Source organism: Actinoplanes sp. DH11 (assembly GCF_020873875.1).
Classification (GTDB): Bacteria; Actinomycetota; Actinomycetes; order Mycobacteriales; family Micromonosporaceae; genus Actinoplanes.
On record NZ_JAHWGU010000055.1, the window covers coordinates 1 to 18,467 of the forward strand.

16 protein-coding genes are annotated in these 18,467 nt (G+C 71.5%); 7 read left to right on the forward strand and 9 right to left on the reverse strand.

All coding sequences use genetic code 11. From position 1 onward, the window contains the following. Positions 1-245: 245 nt before the first annotated feature. Positions 246-2,678: a GH36-type glycosyl hydrolase domain-containing protein gene (locus LPA41_RS40240; protein ID WP_229076758.1), complete on the forward strand. Its 2,433-nt coding sequence runs from the start codon at positions 246-248 to the stop codon at positions 2,676-2,678. Here LPA41_RS40240 and LPA41_RS40245 read toward each other — a convergent pair whose 3' ends face one another. The 5 genes from LPA41_RS40245 to LPA41_RS40265 all read right to left on the reverse strand — a co-directional run bounded on the left by LPA41_RS40245 (position 2,679) and on the right by LPA41_RS40265 (position 8,556). After that, entirely contained in the window at positions 2,679-4,187 is a 1,509-nt protein-coding gene (locus tag LPA41_RS40245; protein WP_229076759.1) for an ATP-binding protein, read from the reverse strand. A 42-nt stretch (positions 4,188-4,229) separates the two neighbouring features. Beyond that, positions 4,230-5,054 (reverse strand): fumarylacetoacetate hydrolase family protein, encoded by an 825-nt coding sequence (locus LPA41_RS40250; protein ID WP_229076760.1) that lies wholly within the window; start codon positions 5,052-5,054, stop codon positions 4,230-4,232. A 171-nt stretch (positions 5,055-5,225) separates the two neighbouring features. Beyond that, entirely contained in the window at positions 5,226-6,203 is a 978-nt protein-coding gene (locus tag LPA41_RS40255) for an aldo/keto reductase (RefSeq protein ID WP_229076761.1), read from the reverse strand. A gap of 150 nt (positions 6,204-6,353) precedes the next feature. Next, a complete protein-coding gene (locus tag LPA41_RS40260; RefSeq protein ID WP_229076762.1) occupies positions 6,354-7,310 on the reverse strand; it encodes a TIGR03885 family FMN-dependent LLM class oxidoreductase in 957 nt (318 codons plus the stop codon). A 31-nt stretch (positions 7,311-7,341) separates the two neighbouring features. Further along, entirely contained in the window at positions 7,342-8,556 is a 1,215-nt protein-coding gene (locus LPA41_RS40265) for a monooxygenase (protein WP_229076763.1), read from the reverse strand. 210 nt (positions 8,557-8,766) lie between these two features. Here LPA41_RS40265 and LPA41_RS40270 point away from each other — a divergent pair, with 210 nt between their 5' ends. Continuing rightward, on the forward strand, positions 8,767-9,561 hold the full coding sequence (locus LPA41_RS40270) for an ATP-binding protein (protein WP_229076764.1): 795 nt from the start codon (positions 8,767-8,769) through the stop codon (positions 9,559-9,561). Between the two features lie 119 nt (positions 9,562-9,680). Continuing rightward, positions 9,681-11,114 (forward strand): hypothetical protein, encoded by a 1,434-nt coding sequence (locus LPA41_RS40275; protein ID WP_229076765.1) that lies wholly within the window; start codon positions 9,681-9,683, stop codon positions 11,112-11,114. 149 nt (positions 11,115-11,263) lie between these two features. Here the strand turns inward: LPA41_RS40275 and LPA41_RS40280 are convergent, their stop codons facing one another. Continuing rightward, positions 11,264-12,016 carry an SGNH/GDSL hydrolase family protein gene (locus LPA41_RS40280; RefSeq protein ID WP_229076766.1) on the reverse strand — a complete coding sequence of 251 codons (753 nt, stop codon included), beginning with the start codon at positions 12,014-12,016 and terminating at the stop codon, positions 11,264-11,266. Between the two features lie 95 nt (positions 12,017-12,111). Between LPA41_RS40280 and LPA41_RS40285 the strand changes: the two genes are divergently transcribed. Both LPA41_RS40285 and LPA41_RS40290 read left to right on the forward strand, forming a co-directional pair. Beyond that, the gene (locus LPA41_RS40285) at positions 12,112-12,459 is read left to right on the forward strand and encodes a hypothetical protein (protein ID WP_229076767.1); all 348 of its coding nucleotides are present in this window, start codon (positions 12,112-12,114) and stop codon (positions 12,457-12,459) included. 161 nt (positions 12,460-12,620) lie between these two features. Beyond that, positions 12,621-13,310 carry a DivIVA domain-containing protein gene (locus tag LPA41_RS40290; RefSeq protein ID WP_229076768.1) on the forward strand — a complete coding sequence of 230 codons (690 nt, stop codon included), beginning with the start codon at positions 12,621-12,623 and terminating at the stop codon, positions 13,308-13,310. A gap of 46 nt (positions 13,311-13,356) precedes the next feature. Here LPA41_RS40290 and LPA41_RS40295 read toward each other — a convergent pair whose 3' ends face one another. Both LPA41_RS40295 and LPA41_RS40300 read right to left on the reverse strand, forming a co-directional pair. Then, entirely contained in the window at positions 13,357-15,093 is a 1,737-nt protein-coding gene (locus tag LPA41_RS40295; protein WP_229076769.1) for an acyl-CoA dehydrogenase family protein, read from the reverse strand. Further along, complete coding sequence (locus LPA41_RS40300) at positions 15,090-15,629, reverse strand: PadR family transcriptional regulator (protein ID WP_229076770.1); 540 nt, start codon at positions 15,627-15,629, stop codon at positions 15,090-15,092. Before LPA41_RS40300 ends, LPA41_RS40295 begins: the two co-directional genes overlap by 4 nt. A gap of 111 nt (positions 15,630-15,740) precedes the next feature. Here LPA41_RS40300 and LPA41_RS40305 point away from each other — a divergent pair, with 111 nt between their 5' ends. Both LPA41_RS40305 and LPA41_RS40310 read left to right on the forward strand, forming a co-directional pair. Beyond that, positions 15,741-17,162: an FAD-binding oxidoreductase gene (locus tag LPA41_RS40305; RefSeq protein WP_229076771.1), complete on the forward strand. Its 1,422-nt coding sequence runs from the start codon at positions 15,741-15,743 to the stop codon at positions 17,160-17,162. Between the two features lies 1 nt (position 17,163). Beyond that, positions 17,164-17,997, forward strand: coding sequence for a carbohydrate kinase family protein (locus LPA41_RS40310; RefSeq protein ID WP_229076772.1), 834 nt, complete (start codon positions 17,164-17,166; stop codon positions 17,995-17,997). Positions 17,998-18,013: 16 nt separating this feature from the next. On the opposite strand, the gene LPA41_RS40315 is transcribed toward LPA41_RS40310, so the two are convergent. Further along, complete coding sequence (locus LPA41_RS40315) at positions 18,014-18,433, reverse strand: nitroreductase family deazaflavin-dependent oxidoreductase (protein ID WP_229076773.1); 420 nt, start codon at positions 18,431-18,433, stop codon at positions 18,014-18,016. Positions 18,434-18,467: the final 34 nt, after the last annotated feature.

The window sequence follows — 18,467 nt, forward strand, 5'->3', positions numbered from 1 at the left end:
GGTCGGTGGGGGGAGGGTGGTGAGGGCTGGCGGCCGGAGCTGCCGCCAGAGCGCGGCCGGAGCTGCCGCCAGAGCGCGGCCGGGGCTTGTGGTTGAGCAGGTTGTCGCGGCGCCGGCGAGCGCGGAGGCCGTGGACCGCCCGGCAATAACATCGACAGATTTCGTTCGGGAGCGGTTACGGCGCGGTAAAATGCGGCGACTGGGAGCGCTCCCAAAGCGTCCCACAGACTCCGCGGGAGGACCTGTTGCGATACGGGCACTTCGATGACGATCAGCGCGAATACGTGATCGACCGGCCGGACACCCCGCTGCCGTGGATCAACTATCTCGGCACGGACGCGTACTTCGGCATCATCTCGAACACCGGCGGCGGGTATTCGTTCTATCGTGACGCCCGGCTGCGCCGGCTCACCCGGTACCGCTACAACAACGCACCCCTGGACGTCGGCGGCCGCTATGTCTACGTCCGCGACGACGAGACCGGCGACTACTGGTCGCCCACCTGGCAGCCCACGCCGGAACGGGAGCTCGACGGGTACGAGTGCCGCCACGGCCTGTCGTACACGAAGATCGCCTCGTCCCGGGGGGGCATCGCGGCCGAGACCCTCTACTTCGCGCCGCTAGGCGAGACCCTGGAGGTGTGGCGGGTCCGGGTCACCAACACCCGGGACACGCCCGCGGAGGTCTCGCTCTTCTCCTCGATCGAGTTCTGTCTCTGGGACGCGCAGGACGACGCCACGAACTACCAGCGCAACTACTCGATCGGTCAGGTCGAGGTGGACGGTGGCGTGATCTACCACAAGACCGAGTACCGGGAACGCCGCGACCACTTCGCGTACTTCGCCTGCTCGGAGCCGGTGACCGGGTTCGACACGTCACGGGACGCGTTCCTCGGGCCGTACCGGGGCTGGGACCGCCCGCTCGCGGTGGAACGCGGTGCCTCCGGCGACTCGGTGGCGCACGGCTGGCAGCCGATCGGCAGTCACCACGTGCGGCTGTCGCTGAGCCCGGGCGAAACCCGTGAGGTCAACTTCGTGCTGGGGTACGCGGAGAACCCGCGGGACGCCAAGTTCGACCCGCCGGGCTCGCAGACGCTCAACAAGACGTCGGTCCGGCCGGTGATCGAGCGGTGGCTGCGGCCGGAGACCGTCGAGCGGGGCCTGACGGATCTGCGCGCCTACTGGGACTCGCTGCTCGGGGTGCTGCAGGTGCGGACCTCGGACGCCGACACCGACCGGATGGTGAACATCTGGAACGCGTACCAGTGCCTTGTCACTTTCAACATGAGCCGGTCCGCCTCGCTCTACGAGTCAGGCATCGGCCGGGGCATGGGTTTCCGCGACTCCAACCAGGACCTGCTCGGTTTCGTGCACATGGTCCCGGAGCGCGCCCGGCAGCGGATCCTGGACATCGCCTCGACCCAGAAGGAGACCGGCGGGGCGTACCACCAGTACCAGCCGCTCACCAAGCGCGGCAACAACGACATCGGCGAGGGATTCAACGACGACCCGCTCTGGCTGATCCTCGGCGTCGGCGCGTACCTCAAGGAGACCGGCGACCTGTCGCTGCTCGACGAGCCGGTGCCGTTCGACAACGCGCCCGGCAGCGAGGTGCCGCTCCTCGAGCACCTGCGCCGCTCGTTGCGGTACACCCTGGACCGGCTGGGGCCGCACGGCCTGCCGCTGATCGGCCGCGCCGACTGGAACGACTGCCTCAACCTGAACTGTTTCTCCGACACACCGGGCGAGCCGTTCCAGACCACCGAGAACGCGCACGGCGGTGTCGCCGAGTCGGTTTTCATCGCCGGGTTGTTCGTGCTCGCCGCCAAGGAACTCGCCGGCATCGTGGCGCTGGTCGGCCGGGACGGCGAGCAGGTGGTGTACCGGGCCGCCGCGGAGAAGATGGCCGGCACCGTCGCCGAGCACGGCTGGGACGGCGCCTGGTTCCGCCGGGCGTACGACTTCCACGGCAACGTGATCGGCTCCGGGGAGAACGACGAGGGTCAGATCTTCATCGAACCGCAGGGGATCTGCGTGCTGGGCGGTGTCGGTCTCGACGACGGCCTGGCCGTCAAGGCGCTGGACAGCGTGGCGGAGCGGCTGGCCACCCCGCACGGCATCGTGCTGCAGCAGCCGGCGTACTCGGGGTACCGGATCGAGCTCGGGGAGATCTCCTCGTACCCGCCCGGCTACAAGGAGAACGCCGGCATCTTCTGTCACACCAACCCGTGGATCATGATCGCCGAGGCGATGACCGGCAACGGCGATCGGGCGTACGACTACTACCGCCGGCTCAACCCGTCGGCGCGCGAGGTGATCAGCGAGGTGCACCGCTGTGAGCCGTACGTCTACGCGCAGATGATCGCCGGCAAGGACGCGCCGACACACGGCGAGGCGAAGAACTCCTGGCTCTCCGGCACCGCCGCGTGGAACTACGTGGCGATCACGCAGTGGATCCTCGGCGTCCGGCCGGACTTCGAGGGGCTGCGGGTCGACCCGGTGCTGCCCGGCGACTGGACCGGTTTCGAGGTGACCCGCAGGTTCCGCGGCGCCACCTACGTCATCTCGGTGCGGGGTTCCGGCCGGCCGACCCGCCTCGTGGTGGACGGCGAGACCGTGCCCGGCAACCTGATCCCGGTCGCCGAGCCCGGCGCGGTGGTCCGGGTGGAAGCCTATTGATCACTTCACCGCGGGCAGCGTGAAGACCAGGCGGGCGCCATCGGTGCGGGACGTGTCCAGCTCGATGGCGCCGCCGTGGTGCTCGACCACCTTCTTGCACAGGGCCAGGCCGATACCCGTACCGCTGTAGCTCTCCCGGGGGTGCAGCCGCTGGAAGATCACGAAGATCTTGTCGGCGAACTCGGGCTCGATGCCGATCCCGTTGTCCTGCACCGCGAACGTCCAGACCCCGTCCGCCTCGTCAGCGGTGATCTCGATGAGGGGCGCCACGCCCGGCCGGCGGAACTTGATCGCGTTGTTGATCAGGTTTTGCCACAGCATGGTCAGCAGTGTGGTGTCGCCGGTGACGGCGGGCAGTTCCGGCCGGACGATCCGGGCGTCGCTCTCCTCGATCGTCATCGCCAGGCTCTGTTCCACCTGGTCGAGCACCCGGTTCAGGTCGACCTCCTGCGCGCTGTCGTAGACCCGGCCGATCCGGGAGAACGTCAGCAGGTCGTTGATCAGCCGCTGCATCCGGGTCGCGCCGTCCACGGCGAACTCGATGTACTTCTGCGCGCGGTCGTCCAGCTCGCCCGCGTACCGCCGCTGCAACATCTGGCAGAAGGACGCCACCTTGCGCAGCGGCTCCTGGAGGTCGTGCGAGGCGACGTAGGCGAACTGTTCCAGGTCGGCGTTGGACCGCCGCAGCTCGGCCTGGACCTGTTCGCTGGTGTTCAGCGCGTCCACCAGCCGGTGCCGCATCGCCTCGACGTCGCGGCCCAGCTGCGCCACGTCGGCCGGTCCCTGCGGGGTGAGCCGGTGCTCGAAGTCCCCGCCGGCGACCTGCCGCACCCCGTGACCGATCCGGGTCAGAGGCCCGAGCACCGCCACCCGCACCAGCACCGCCGTCCCGGCGACCAGCAGGAGCAGCAGGGCGATCAGGCCCAGGAAGATTCCGTCGCGGACGCTGCGGGACTCGCTGAGCGCGGTACGGGCGTCGTCGCGAGCCGTGACCAGACGCTGATCCAGCGCGTCCAGCCGGGCACCGACCGCGTCGAAGGCGGCCCGGTCCAGCTCGGCCGTGCCGGCCGGGTCCAGCTCGGCCGTGCCGGTCCCGCGCTCCACCAGCGGGTCGGCGACCGTGTCCCGCCAGCCGGCGGCCAGCCCCTCGACCTCGCCGAGTTCGGCGAGGATCGGCTGCTCCCCGGCGAGCAGGGTGCGCAGCTGCGCACCGGCCGCCTGCTCGGCGGCGACGCCCTGCCGGTAGGTGTCGAGGAACTCCGGGTCACCACTGAGCAGGTAGCCGCGGACGCCCGACTCCTGATCACGCAGGGCCACGTCGAACTGGACGACGGCGGTCCGGGCCGGCGAGATCCGGTCGGCGAGCCGGTTGGAGACGGAACTGGTCCGGTTCAGCGCCTGGGCGCCGACGACCGTGCCGACGAGGATCAGCGCGACCATCGTGAGCAGCACCGAGGCGAACCAGCGCCGGGTCGTCCAGCGCGCGGACAGCAAACCGATCCGTAGCACAGGAGCACCGTACGCGAGCATGATCGATGCTGCCGGGGACGGTCAGCCCTTCAGCACGCTGCGCTGCCGGCCGAGCCCGTCGATCTCCATCTCCACGACGTCGCCGGCCTTCAGGTAGGGGAACCGGCCGGAGAGCGCCACCCCCGCCGGCGTGCCCGTGTTGATCAGGTCGCCCGGCTCCAGCACGGTGAACTGGGAGAGGTGCCAGATCAGGTACCCGACGTCGAAGATCATGTCGGCGGTGCTGGAGTCCTGCCGCGGCTCGCCGTTCACCCAGGAGCGCAGGCGCAGCGGGAAGGTCAGCTCGTCCGGGGTGACGAGCCACGGGCCGAGCGGGTTGAACGTCTCGCACGACTTGCCCTTGGACCACTGGCCGCCGGAGCGGGTGAACTGGTAGTCCCGCTCGGAGATGTCGTCGGAGAGCACGAAACCGGCGATGTGCGCGGCCGCCTGCCCGGGAGACTCCAGGTAGCGGGCGGTCCGGCCGATCACCACGCCCAGCTCCACCTCCCAGTCGGTCCGGGTCGCGCCGGGCGGCACCAGCACGTCGTCCTCCGGGCCGATCACGGTGTTCGGCGCCTTGTGGAACAGGATCGGCTCGGCCGGCGGCTCCGCGCCGGACTCGGCGGCGTGCGCGGCGTAGTTCTGGCCGATGCAGATCACCGCGCCGGGCCGGGCGACGGGCGCGCCGATCCGGCTGCTGTCGACGCCGGCCGGCGGCAGTTGCGCGGGGTCGCCACGGAAGCCGCCGTCGGCCAGGAACTCGGCGTCGATGTCGGGGGTGACGGGGGAGAGGTCGAACAGTTCGCCGCCGGCGTAGAGCACCGGGCGTTCGTGGCCGGGCGGGCCGACACGGAGGTATCGCACAGCAGCTCCGTCCATCGGGATCAGCGGGGATTCGCGGGAAATGAGCGGGACATGAGGATCAGCTGGGATTCGCGGGAAATGAGCGGGACATGAGGATCAGCTGGGATTCGCGGGAAATGAGCGGGACATGAGCGGGACATGGGGATCAGCGGGGTTGGCGGGACATAGGCATCAGCGGGGGTACGCAGGGACAGGGGTCGCACGGTCCAGCAGCCAGGCGTCGGCCAGGTCACGCCAGAGCGCCCCGGGGATCGGCACCGCCGCCATCGCCGCCGCGTCCGCGGCCTCCTCCGGTGAACGCATCCCCACCAGCACCGACACCACCGCCGGATGCCCGAGCGGGAACTGCACGGCCGCCGCGCGCAGCGGCACGCCGTGCCGTTCGCAGAGCCGGGCCATCGCCTGTGCCCGGGCCACCACCGTGGGTGCGGCGGGCCGGTAGTCGAAGGTCGCCGCCCGCACCGGGTCGGCCAGGACACCGGAGTTGTAGACGCCGCCGACGATCACCGAGACGCCGCGGCGCTCGCACTCGGGCAGCAGGTCGGCGAGGGCGGACTGGTCGAGCAGCGTGTAGCGCCCGGCCAGCAGGACGCAGTCGAGAAGGCCGGTACGGACCAGGTCGGTGAGCATCGCGGACTGGTTCATGCCGGCCGAGACCGCCCGGATCGCGCCGTCCTTGCGCAGGCCGGCCAGGGCGGGCAGGGCGTGCCCCATCGCCTCGGTGAAGTGGTCGTCCGGATCGTGCAGGTGCAGGACGTCGATCCGGCCCAGCCGTTCCAGGCTGTCGCGGTAGGCGGCGTGGACGCCCGCGGCGGAGAAGTCGAAGACGGGCACCCGGCCGGTGGGTTCGGCCCAGACGCCTGGCTCGGCCGCGACGCCGGGCACCAGGCGCCGGCCCACCTTGGTGGAGAGCGTGAACCCGTCGCGCCCGCGCAGGGCGGCGCCGGCCCTGAGTTCGGAGAGGCCGGCGCCGTAGAACGGCGCGGTGTCGAAGAACCGCACCCCCGCGTTCCAGGCCGCGTCGATCGCCGCCGCCGCCGTCTCGTCACCGACCGGGGCGTAGAGGCCGCCGATCGGGGCCAGGCCCATGCCGAGCCGGGTGACCGCGACGCCGGTGCCGCCCAGCTCCACTTTCTCGAACGGGTTCACCCCAGTTGTTTAACGGTGATCGATGTCGCGGTCAACCGTTTCAGGGACACAGCGTGCACGCATCGTCGCTTTCGGTCGTCTTCAAGCAGGGGGAGCCGCAGCAGCATCGGGCCCGGGATCACCGGAGCCGCAGCAGCACCAGGCCCCGGATCACCGGAGCCGCGGCAGCACCTTGGCCCCGAACGTCTCGATGAACGGGCCCAGGTCCTGCCCGACGTGGTGCAGGTAGATCCGGTCGAACCCCAGGTCGGCGTAGCCCCGCAGCAGCTCGACGTGCTTCTCCAGGTCGGCGGAGACGTTGACGACCTCGCGGACCTGCTCGATCGTCACCTTCTCGGAGACCACGTCGAACTCCTCGGCGGTGGCCAGGTCCCAGCAGACCGGCGGCGGGAAGATGTTGCTGCGCCACTGCTCGTGGGCGATCGACTCGGCCGCCGCCTCGGTCGGCGCCCAGCTCAGGTGCACCTGGAGGTTGATCGGCCCGCGGCCGCCGGCATCCCGGTACGCGGCGATCACCTCGCGCAGCCGCTCCTCGGGGGCGTTGACCGTCACCAGTCCGTCCGCCCACTCGGCGCACCACCGCGCGGTCGCCACGCTCACCGCCGCGCCGATCAGCGGAGGCGGCGTCTCCGGGCGGGTCCAGACCCGGGCCCGGTCGACGGTGACCAGGCCGTCCCGGGAGACCACCTCGCCGCGCAGCAGGTCGCGCATCACGTCCACGCTCTCGCGCAGCCGGGCGTTGCGGACCTCCTTGCGCGGCCAGGCCTCGCCCGTGATGTGCTCGTTGCTGAACTCACCACTGCCCAGCGCGGCCCAGAACCGGCCCGGGAACATCGAGCCGAGGGTGCCGATCGCCTGCGCGATGATCGCCGGGTGGTAGCGCTGACCGGGTGCGTTCACCACGCCGAACGACAGGTTGGTCGCCTGGAGTGCGGCGCCGAGCCAGGACCAGGCGAAGCCTGACTGGCCCTGCCGGGCACTCCACGGCGAGAAGTGGTCGGAACACATCGCGGCCTGGAAGCCGGCGCGTTCGGCGGCGATCACCGCCCGGAGGAGGTCACCGGGCGGGATCTGCTCGTGCGAGGCGTGGATGCCGTACTCGGTCATGACCCCCTGTTACCCAGCCGGACGGTGTTGTCTAACTCGGCGCCACCACCAGGATGCCGAGACACATCTCGTCGCTGGTTCCCTCACCCCACACCACGTAGCGCGAGGGCAGCGTCGCGAGCTGCGGCAGCCGCTTGCGCAGCCCCGCGTCATGGGTGCAGGTCACCCGGACCACGTCGCCCTCGGCGACCGGGAGGGGCTTCTCCAGGGGTACGAGCGCCTGGTTGTCGAAGTCGTAGGCGGGGACGTCCAGGACCGTCCGTGCCCGCGGCGTGCCCGGATTCAGCTCGATCCGGATCGACCGGCCGAGCAGGTGCATGTGCCCCGCCGCCATGTGGATCGTGCCTGCCTCGCCGATCGGCTGGTCGCAGTGCTGGGTGTTGCCGGCCCGCGGTGCCGCGCCGCCGTTGCACCACTCGTTGAGCCGCTCGACGAGCTGCCCGGACCCGGGGCCGAACCGTTTCGCCACGTCGGCGACGGCGGCCTCCCGGTCGCAGAGCGGCCCGCTCCCGCCGGGCTCGCAGGGCAACTCGATCGGCGCCATCGCGAGCGCGGTCTCCAGCGGCTTCAGGCCGGCGTCCGCCGCGGCCAGCCGCATCCGCATGCCGGACCGGTCGCTGCCGGTGGTGTTCAGCAGGTTGTAGTGCACCTGCATGATCAGCTTGCTGCCGGGCGGCATCGCGAAACCGAACCCGTCCGGCATCAGGGTCTCGCCGGCGCCCGGTGCCCAGTGCGCCACCCACGCGGTCTCACCCTGCACGCCGGCGTCACCGAAGCAGGTCCAGCCCTCGCCGTCGGCTGCGGCGTCCACCCGCGCGGCCTCCTGCGCCTGCCCCGGGTCGACCCGGTAGAAGATCGCGTGGTGCACGATCGTCGCGTTCTGCGGCAGGAACCGGCTGCCGGTCAGGTAGGCGGTCTCGGTCAGGCCCGGGTCCACCAGGAAACACCGGTACTCGTCGGTGCCGCCGCTCGGTGCGGCGGGCGTGTAAGCCTCGGCCAGCCCGACGTCGACGAATCGCTCCCCGGCGCGCAGCGGTGCCGGCGGGGGCGCCGATCCGGCACTGTGGCCGGCGTGCGGCCCGGCGCTGTCGCCGGTCTGCGGCCCGGCACTGTCGCCGGTCTGCGGGCCGGCGGCGGAGGCGACCGGCGCGGCGGCGGGCTCGTCGCCGGTCGTGCCGGCGCATGCCGCCGTGACCAGCAGCAGCGCGGCCGCCGCGGCGGCGAGAACAGGACGGTTGGATCTCATGAACGGCCTCCCGGGGCCAGGTTACGAGACCCGACCATCGTCGCCGGTCGGGCAGCGGCGGCGGATCCGGGACAATCCCGGAGACAGGCCGCCGATCGATCTCCCGGCGGACGGGTTGTCCCCTACGGGCCGATCCAGGCCCTTGTCAACTGTCAAGTTCCCCACTTCCGTGGGAATGCGCCCGGACCGGCGACTATTTAGGATCGTTTCATGGGCGTCCGATCCCCGTTCCTCTTCGACGCCGAGCCGGCGCCGGTGACCGTGCGCAGCGAGTTCGACGCCCAGCTCACCGTGGTCGTCGTCCGCGGGCCCTGGACCGGTGAGACCTGGCAACGGACCGCCCGCACGCTGCGCAAGTGCTTCGCCGAGCATCCGGCCGGCCTGGTCCTGGACCTGTCCGGCCTCGAGGACGACGCGGCGCGCAGCGTGCCGACCTGGCTGCACGCGTACCGCACCGGAGCCGCCATGGAACCGCCGGTGCGGGTCGCCGTCTGCGCGCCGGCCGGACCGGGACTGGGTGGCCGGCTGGCACGCCTCAACCGCAGCCTGCCGATCTGCTCCTCGCTGGGTCAGGCCCGGGAGGCGCTCGGCACCGGCCGGTCGCTCACCGACCGTGTCACGGCCACCCTGGCCGCCGACCCACGATCGCCGGGTGAGGCCCGCCGGCTGGTCGCCGGCGCCTGCGCCGCCTGGGATCTGCCGGGCCTGGTGGAGCCGGCCCGGCTGCTCGTCTCCGAGCTGGTCTCCAACGTGGTCGAGCACGTCGGGTCGGAGTCCCGCCTGCTCGTCGCGCGACGCGGGCGGGGCCTGCACGTGGCGGTCGCCGACGGCAGCCGGACCATGCCGAGGCCGACCGGCCGGGCGCCGCGCCGCGCGCTGCCGCAGCTGACCGAGGGTGGCCGCGGCCTGAACCTGGTGCACGACCTCGCCGCGGCCTGGGGCGCCATGCCGATCGACGGCGGCAAGATGGTCTGGGCGGTTCTCCGGCCGGCCGGCGACCGGTGAACCGGCCATTTCTTTTGCTCTGAAGAATAGGTAAGGTCTGCGCCGTCGCGCATTTCCGGCGATTTCTTAAGTGCGTTTCAAGTCGCCCTGAACAGAAGATAAAAGCCGAGGAAGAACACATGCGAGCGTACGGTCGTGGCCGTCGTCTGGTCGCGGGAGCGATCGCCCTGCTGGCGTTGGGAGCGTGCTCGACCGCAGGGCCGCAGGCGGCGGGCCGGACCGATCCGGTCGCCGTGAACGCCACGGCCGGGCCGGGCACCACCGCTTCCACCAGCGCTTCCGGCAGTGCCGCCGCACGGGCTGCGGGTGGTGCTTCGGCCGGTACTCCGGCCGGTGCTTCCGGCTCGGCGAGCGGCAGCCCGTCGGCGAGTGCCGGCGCCGGTGCGGCAGCCGCGGCGAAAGGTGGCTGTGCCCGGCCGGCGAACAGTTCGCCGAAGGCTCGGGTCACCGCGGTGAAACTGCCGAAAGCGGTTGTCGGATACGGATCCGAGGGCGACACCGAAAAGCTTCCGATGGCGATCGCCGCCCGGCCCGACGGCACGTCCTGGCTGGCCTGGACGAGCACCAACGGCAAGATCTACCTCGGCCGGCTGGGCTGCGACGACCGGCTGACCGGCACGCCCGCCGCGTTCACCGGCATCGACCTGCAGGACGTGGCGGCCGATGCGACCGGCGGGGTGCTGCTGCTGACCCGCAAGGGCACCTGCGGCGACGGCCCGCTGTGCGGCGGGGAGTCGAGCCCGTGCAACACCATGCACATGGTCCGGTTCGACAACGACGGCGAACTGGTCTGGGAAAGGCAGGTCACCAACCTGACCGGCGGCCGGCAGGGCTACGACGACGGTGCCCGGTTCGTCTGGTGGTACCAGCACCACGGCCGGCTCGCGACCGACGGCAAGAACTGGGCCGCCTACTTCTGTGTCGCCATCACGGTCCGGAACGGCGCCTGCGTCGACGTGCACCAGGGTGACCGGCTCCAGGTGGTGAGCGCGAACGGCAAGCTGCTCGGCGGGCACGCCGACGCGGCCGAGGTGGGGTGCAGCCACGCCTGGACGTCACGGATCGTCTGGGACCCGCGGGCGAAGCGCTTCGTCGCGGTCTGCGCCACCGACAACCAGTGCCGGATCGCGCAACCGAACCCGTACCGCACGATCGCCACCGGGACCTGTGACGGCTCGCTCTTCGCCGGCGACGTGGTGCTCGCGGGCACCGGGCGGTGGGTGGCCTGGAGCCAGGGCGGCAAGGTCAACCTGGAGCGTTTCACCACCGGCAGGTCGAACCGCACCGTGGCGACCGGCGTCTCGGCGGCGCATCCGCACCTCGTCGGCTACGGCACCGGGCGCATGCTGCTGGCCTGGCAGTCCGGCTCGTCGATGGCGGCGCAGGCCTACGACTCCGGCACCGGCAAGGCGGTCGGCGCCCGGCTGACGATCGGCGCGAAGGATCACGCCTACCAGGCTTTCAAGGCGTACGCGGACGGCAGCGCCGCCTACCCGGCCGGCGGCAGCGGCGGCACGACCGTCAAGATCGCCCGGGTGCTGCCGCTCCGCTGACCGGAACCCGCCCGCCCGGCCGGAACCCGCCCGCCCGCCAGGCCGGAACCCGCCCGCCCGCCCGGCCGGAACCCGCCCGCCCGGCCGGGTCACGCGGGAAACGGCCGGGTCACGCGGGAAACGGCCGGGTCACGCGGGAAACGGCCGGGTCACGCGGGGATCGGTGTCCAGCTCACGTACTTGCCGGTCCGGTTGTCGCCCGACGACCGCCCGCGCAGCCGCCGGTTGATCCAGGGCAGCACGTGCTCCCGGTAGTACCGCGCCTCGGTCGCCAGGCTGCGCCGCCCGTCGGTCGGTGGCGCGACCACGTGCGCCTCGGTCGGGTAGCCGAGTGCGTCGAGCACCACGCTGGCGACCCGGCGGTGCCCGTTCGCGTTGAGGTGCAGCCGGTCCGTCGACCAGTAGTGCCGCTTCTGGATCTCGGCGTCGTGGAACATGTCCACGAACGTCAGGTCGTGCCGCGCGGCGAAGTCCGCCACCGCCGCGGTCAGCGCCTCACCCTTGGGACGCATCCGGTGCCCGAGCGGCAGATGCCCGGACGGGTCGGCGCCGCTGAGCAGCAGCACCCGGATGCCCGCGTCCAGGCACTTGTGCACCGCCTGCTCGGTCAGGCCCACCAGCCGCTTCAGGTCACCGCCCGGCCGCATCATGTCGTTGCCGCCGCCGTTGAGGGAGAGCAGCGTGGGTGGCGGCGACAGGGACAGCGCCGCCTCCAGCTGCTCGGTGACGATCGGCTCCAGGAGCCGGCCACGGATCGCCAGGTTCGCGTACTCGATCGGTGTGCCCTCACCGGCGGCGATCCCCGCCGCCACCAGGTCGGCCCAGCCCCGCTCGCTGCCGTCCGGCAGCGTGTCGCCCAGCCCCTCGGTGAAGCTGTCGCCGATGGCGACGTACCTCGTCATTGCCGTTCTCCCACCGTTGATGATCAGCCCTGACGCTACCCGGCGCGGGGACCCGGGGTGATCCGCCGGGAGGCCTCCTGGCAAGCTTGGCGGCCGTGGAAGCACTCCGGTTGATTCTCCTTTTCGTTCACCTGGTCGGATTCGCGCTGCTGCTCGGCGGCGGCGTCGCGCAGCTGCTCAGCGATCGGATCCGGATCAGCAAGCCAGTGCTGTGGGGCGCGATCATCCAGTTGGTCAGCGGCCTGGCGCTGGCGGCGCCGCTGCGGGGCGGCGGCGACGCCGAGCCCGACCCGATCAAGCTGGGCGTCAAGTTGCTCGTCGCGGCGATGATCTTCATCATGGTGTTCGTCCCGCGTAAGCGTGACGAGGTCAACCGTGGACATTTCATCGGCATCATCACGCTGACCGTGGTGAACGCCGCGGTCGCGGTCTTCTGGCGGTGAATGTGCACTGAGCGTGCACGGGGAGCCAACACTGGTCCCCGGCGCGTACGCTCGATCGCGCCACCGCCGGCACCACGTGATCATGCCCACGGCACGGGCACAGGGTCGTTGCGTACTATTTCGGGCCGCACGACCGCAACCGACAGGAGCCAGGGAGCACGATGCCGCTCACTCCAGCTGATATTCACAACGTCGCCTTCAAGAAGCCCCCGATCGGCAAGCGGGGCTACGACGAGGAGGAGGTCGACGCCTTCCTGGACGAGGTGGAGCAGGAGCTCATCCGTCTCCTGGAGGAGAACGGCGCACTTCGTGACCAGGCTCAGCGCGGCGGCGGTGGCTCCCCGAGCGCGGCCTCCACGATGGTGCTCAACAACGAGTTCGCCGAGCTGGCCGCCCAGCTGGAGCGGCTGCAGGAGGCGCGTGCCCGCGCCGAGCAGAACGCGCGCAGCATGCAGTCCCAGCTGGAGCGGGCCCGCGCCGAGGCGTCCAGCCAGAGCCAGGCGCTCGTCCCGGCCGGTGACGACGACCGCAACTCGCGGGTGCTGATGATGGCCCAGCGCACCGCCGACGAGCACATGCGCGACGCGCAGCGCGAGTCCGAGACGGTGATCACCGGCGCGCAGAACAAGGCCGAGCAGCTGATGAGCGACGCCCAGCTCAAGGCGAGCACGATCGAGAGTGACGCCCGGCGCAACCACGCCGAGGCGATGGACGGCATCGCCGAGAAGCGCGCCGCCCTGCTCGACGAGATCGACCGGCTCGCCCAGCTGGCGCAGGGTTACCAGGAAGCGCTCACCAACCACGTCACCCAGCAGCTGATGGACCTGACGAGCGCCCCCGACGGCCAGTGACCGCCGATGCCCGCTGCCATTTCCGGCGCAGCGGGCATCGACGTGATCAGGGACGCATCTCGTACGCGCCGACCAGGCCCACGACCTGCTCCCACACCCGTCCGGTCCGGTCCTCGTCGATCACCGGCCGCAGCACCTGGGACAGCGCCCACGCGGCCTGCCCGGGGGTGGTCGCCGACTTGCCGTGCAGCTCCGTGGCGTACCCGGAGAAGTCCCGCACCAGGATCGCGAAGATCTCGTCCAGGACGTCGGTGTCCAGACCGGTGAGCTCGGCCTGCTCCAGGATCAGCTGGCCGTAGACGACGAGCGCGAACAGCTGCCCCAGCGCGAGCAGGAAGTCCAGGTCGCCCTGCTGCGACTCGTCCGGCGCGTGCTCGCGCAGCAGGTCGCAGAGGCCGTCGGCCTGCTGCCGGAACCGGGCCACATCGGGCAGGTGCGCGTGCGCGTCGTAAGCGGCCCGCCAGTCGTGGAAGCGGATCTGCCCGAGACCCCGCGCCGGGCCCTGCCGGAACAGGAACTCGTCGTCGGCCGCGTCGTGCCGGGTCGGCACCGGCGCGTACCCGGCCGGCTGGAGCAGGTAGTTCGGCATGAACTTGAGGATCAGCGCGAGGTTCACGTGGACCGTGCCCTCCAGTTTCGGCAGGCCCCGGATGTCCTTGGCGGCCTTGTCGAAGTAGGTGTCCGCCTCGAAGCCCTTTGCCGCGATCACATCCCAGAGCAGGTCGATGACCTTCTCGCCCTCGGTGGTGACCTTCATCTTGGTCATCGGGTTGAAGAGCAGGTAGCGGCGGTCGTCGGGCCCGGCTGACCGGAAGTAGTCCACGGCCCGGTCGGCGAAGAGCTTCATCGCGACGAGCCGGGCGTACGCGTCCGTCAGCTCCCGCCGCACGTGCGGGAAGGCGGTGACCGGCTTGCCGTAGAGGACCCGGCGGTGCGCGTGCGTGACCGCCTCGTAGGTGGCGTGCTCGCAGATCCCGATCGCGGCCGTGCACAGGTTGAACTTGCCGACGTTCACCGTGTTCAGGGCGGCGTCGAACGCGGCCCGGCCGGTGTGCAGCACGTCCTGCTCGCGCACCGGGTAGTCCTCGAGGCGGAACTCGCTGACGTACATCTGCGAGTTCACCACGTTCTTGACCAGGTGATACCGCGGGTGGCGGCTGTCGGCGGCGAAGAACACGTACCCCTCGGGGCCGTCGATGTCGGCACGGCGGCCGAAGACCGAGACCAGGCCCGCGACGTTGCCGTTGCCGATGTAGTACTTGCCGCCGTTCGCCCGGAAACCACCGTCCTCGGCGGGCGTGAGCACCATGTCGGTGGCGTAGATGTCGGCGCCGTGGCCGCGCTCGGAGAGCCCGAACGCCATCACGTGCCCGTCGTCGAGCAGCTGGGCGGCGTGCGCGCGGGCCTGCGCGTTGCCGCTCTGCCACACCGGGCCCAGGCCCAGGACGGTGACCTGCCACGTGTACCAGTAGTTGAGGCCGTAGAACCCGAGGATCTCGCTGAGGGCCACGTTGCGGGCGGTGTCCCACCGTTTCGCCGGGTTCCCGGCACCGTCGGCCGCCGGCGTCAGGAACGTCGCGAACAGCCCCTCCTTCGCGGCGAACTCGAGGAAGTCGGCGTACCACTCCCGGTCGATGTACGTGTCGAGCAGCGCCTTCTTCCCGCGTTCCTCGAAGAAGTCGACCGTGGCGCGCAGCAGGCGCCGGGTCTCCGGGTCGAAGTGAGCCGGGTCGTAGGTGTGCGGGTTGAACAGCACTGTTCGGTCCTCTCTGAAGGGGTTCACAGATCGCGCAGGGTGCCGAGGACGTCGTCCAGCCAGTCGAGCAGCATCCGCTCGTAGGCGATGCCGCCGCGCAGCACCACGTGCTGGAGCCGCTGCCCGGGGTCGGTCCGGTCGGGGAAGTCGCGGTTCTCGCTGATCAGGTAGCGGTCCAGCGTCGCCACGTGGTCGGCCCGGTACCGCTCGACCTCGGCGATCAGCCGTTTCCGGCCGGCGTCGTCGTCGAACGCGGCACCCCGGATCTTCACGGCCAGCTCGTGCCGGACCGCCTCCGGCTGCACCGGCTCGCGCAACCAGCCGGTGAGGGCGTCCCGGCCGGCGGCGGTCACCGAGTAGGCCCGCTTGTCGGGTCGCCCGTCCTGGCCGATCTCCTCGGCCAGCACCCAGCCACCGGTCTCCATCCGCTTGAGGACGCGGTAGATCTGCTGGTGGGTGGCGGTCCAGAACCGGCCGATCGACCGCTCGAAGCGGCGGGCCAGCTCGTAGCCCGAGCCGGGCTGCTCCAGCAGGGAGACGAGGATCGCGTGCTCCAAGGCCATGCCGGTCATGATGCTATGCAACGAGTTGCATAGCAAGCGCCTCGGTTGGATAACGCCTCAGCCCGGAACATGTGAGCGTTTAGTCCGTTATGCCACGATATGATGATGTCGTTGTCCCGCCGCGCTGTCCTCGGTGCCGGTGCCGCCGCCCTCACCGGCGCCGCCATCCGGCCATCGGCGTCCCGGCCCGCCCCGGATTGGAAGGCGCTCGCCGCCTCGCTCGACGGGACGGTGGAACTACCCGGAACCGACGGCTACGAGGTGGCCCGGCGGGTGCGGGACCCGCGGTTCGACGGGGTGCGGCCACCCGCGGTGGTCGGGTGCGCACACGACGGCGATGTGGCCGAGGTGATCCGGTTCGCGGGCCGCTCGCGGGTGCCGGTGGTGACCAAGGGCGGCGGGCACTCGTACGTGGGTGCCTCCACCGGCTCCACCGGCATCGTGCTCGACCTGCGCCGGCTCGGGGAGGTCAGCTACGACTGGGGCAGCCGCACCGCCACGATCGGCGGGGGAGCGCGGCTGATCGACGTCTACCGCCGGCTCGGTGCGGCCGGCCGATCCATCCCGTCGGGATCGTGCGGGTCGGTCGGGATCAGCGGGATCACCATGGGCGGCGGGATCGGCATGGCGGCCTCGGCGTACGGGCTGACCTGCGACATGGTTCTCGCCGCGGAGATCGTGACCGCCGACGGGACACACCGGACCGTGGAACCGGGGCGGGACCGCGACCTGTTCTGGGCGCTGCGCGGTGGCGGCGGCGGGCAGTTCGGGGTCGTCACCGGCTGGCGGATGGGCACCTACCGGGCCGGCCGGGTCGGCACGTTCGTGCTTACCTGGCCGTGGACCGACGCGGCGCGGGTGGCCGCCGGCTGGCAGGCGCGACTGGACACGGCGCCGGACGAGACGTGGTCGTCCTGCCAGTTCATGTCGGACCTGCGGGGGCGGTTGAGCGTACGCGTCTCGGGGGTGGTCCTGGAGGGCGCGGCGGACGCCGAGGCCGCGGAGATCACCCGTGCCGTCGGGCGGGAACCCGCCGGTGCGACGCTCGACCAGCGCCCCCACCTGGACGTGATCCGGGACCGGGCCGGTGAGGCGACCCGGGCGACCGAACTCGCCGGCAGCGAGATCTTCCGGCAGGCCGTGCCGGACGCCGGGATCGCGGTGCTGCTGGAGGCCGTCGAACGGCGGTCCCGGCAGGGGCGGCCGGGCATCGCCAAGTTCAAACGGCTGACCGGTGCGGTCGGCCGGGTGGCGCCGGAGGCCACGGCGTTCCCGTGGCGGGGCGCGCACAGCATGCTCCAGTGGCTGGTGCTGCCCGGCACCACCGACGCGGCCGAGGTCCGGGCCGGTTACGACTGGATCGAGGCCGGTCACCGCGCGATGAGCCAGTGGTCGGCCGGCCGGTACGTCAACTACCTGGAGCCGAGCCCGGCGGTGCTGCCACGCTATTACGGCGCGAACTTCTCCCGGCTGCGCTGGATCCGGGCGGCGGCCGACCCGCAGGTGCTGTTCCGGTCACCGTACGCTCTCTGAGATGCAGCGTGTCCTGATCGCCGGCCCGGTCGCCTGGAACCACCTGATCCACGTCGCGGAGCTGCCGCCCGCCGAACCGCACACCCTGGTGGCCCGGTGGCATCACGAGACCGTCGGCGGCACCTCGGCCGGCAAGGCGCTCAACCTGGCCCGGCTGGGGGTGCCGGCGACCCTGACGACAGTGGTGGGCGACGACGAGCCGGGGCGGCAGATCCTCGCCGTGCTGGCGGCCGCCGGGATCGACGTGGTCGTGACGCCGAGCACGAACGGCTCCGAGCGGCACACCAACCTGATGGACGCGCACGGCGACCGGCTCTCCATCCACCTGGTCCGGCCGCAGCCCGCCGGGCCGATCACCGTGCCGCCGCTGGACGACGCCGCCGTGGTCGTCGCCGACCTGGCCGAGCAGAGCCGCACGGTGCTGCGCGCGGCCCGGGCCGCCGGCAAGGAGATCTGGACGGACCTGCACGACTACGACGGCGTGAGCGAGTTCCACCGGGAGTTCGCCGAGACCGCCGACGTGATCTTCGTGAGCGCCGACCGGCTGCCCGACCCGGTGGTCTTCATGCGCGACCAGATCGAGGCCGGTGCCCGCCTGGTGGTCTGCACCTTCGGGGCGCAGGGCGCGATGGCGCTGGCCCGCGGCGACGACCCGGTGCACGTGCCGGCGCAGCCGGTCGACGAGGTGGTCGACACCAACGGCGCCGGCGACGCGTTCTTCGCCGGCTTCCTCGCCGCGCACCTGGGCGGTGCGGCACTCGCCGAGTGCCTCACCGCCGGTGCGCGGGCCGGTGCCGCCGCGGTGCGCTCCCGTGAACTCGCCGGTCCGGCCTGAGGGGTGACCGTGCCGGTCAGGCGCGTTCCAGGACGACCACCGGGATCTCCCGGGAGGTCTTCTTCTGGTACTCGTCGTAGTCCGGCCACACCTCGGCCATCTTCGCCCACATCTCCGGCTTCTCCGCCGGCGTCGCCACCCGCGCGGTGGCCCGGAACCGGTCACCCTTGATCTGGACCTCGACGGCCGGGTCGGCCTGGAGGTTGACGAACCAGGCCGGCGGCGCGTCGGTGCCGCCCTTCGACGCCACCACCAGGTAGGCGCCGTTGTGCTCCCGGAAGATCAGCGCGTGGGAGCGTTCCTCACCGGTCTTGCGGCCCTTGGTGAACAGGATCAGGATCTCGGTGCCGTTGCGCCAGACGTAACCGTCCTCGCCGTTGGTCTCCAGGTAGCGCGCCACATGCGCGTCGCCGTGCAGATCGATTGCAGAAGTCATGCCGGAACCCTACCCAGAGTGGGACGCGACCCAC

What these genes read in the sequence shown, in the direction of transcription:
- LPA41_RS40270 (WP_229076764.1), top strand. Translation starts at nt 8,767, where the DNA reads ATGGGCGTCCGATCCCCGTTCCTCTTCGACGCCGAGCCGGCGCCGGTG.
- LPA41_RS40280 (WP_229076766.1), bottom strand. Translation starts at nt 12,016, where the DNA reads ATGACGAGGTACGTCGCCATCGGCGACAGCTTCACCGAGGGGCTGGGC.
- LPA41_RS40310 (WP_229076772.1), top strand. Translation starts at nt 17,164, where the DNA reads ATGCAGCGTGTCCTGATCGCCGGCCCGGTCGCCTGGAACCACCTGATC.
- LPA41_RS40275 (WP_229076765.1), top strand. Translation starts at nt 9,681, where the DNA reads ATGCGAGCGTACGGTCGTGGCCGTCGTCTGGTCGCGGGAGCGATCGCC.
- LPA41_RS40300 (WP_229076770.1), bottom strand. Translation starts at nt 15,629, where the DNA reads ATGGCCTTGGAGCACGCGATCCTCGTCTCCCTGCTGGAGCAGCCCGGC.
- LPA41_RS40260 (WP_229076762.1), bottom strand. Translation starts at nt 7,310, where the DNA reads ATGACCGAGTACGGCATCCACGCCTCGCACGAGCAGATCCCGCCCGGT.
- LPA41_RS40315 (WP_229076773.1), bottom strand. Translation starts at nt 18,433, where the DNA reads ATGACTTCTGCAATCGATCTGCACGGCGACGCGCATGTGGCGCGCTAC.
- LPA41_RS40290 (WP_229076768.1), top strand. Translation starts at nt 12,621, where the DNA reads ATGCCGCTCACTCCAGCTGATATTCACAACGTCGCCTTCAAGAAGCCC.
- LPA41_RS40265 (WP_229076763.1), bottom strand. Translation starts at nt 8,556, where the DNA reads ATGAGATCCAACCGTCCTGTTCTCGCCGCCGCGGCGGCCGCGCTGCTG.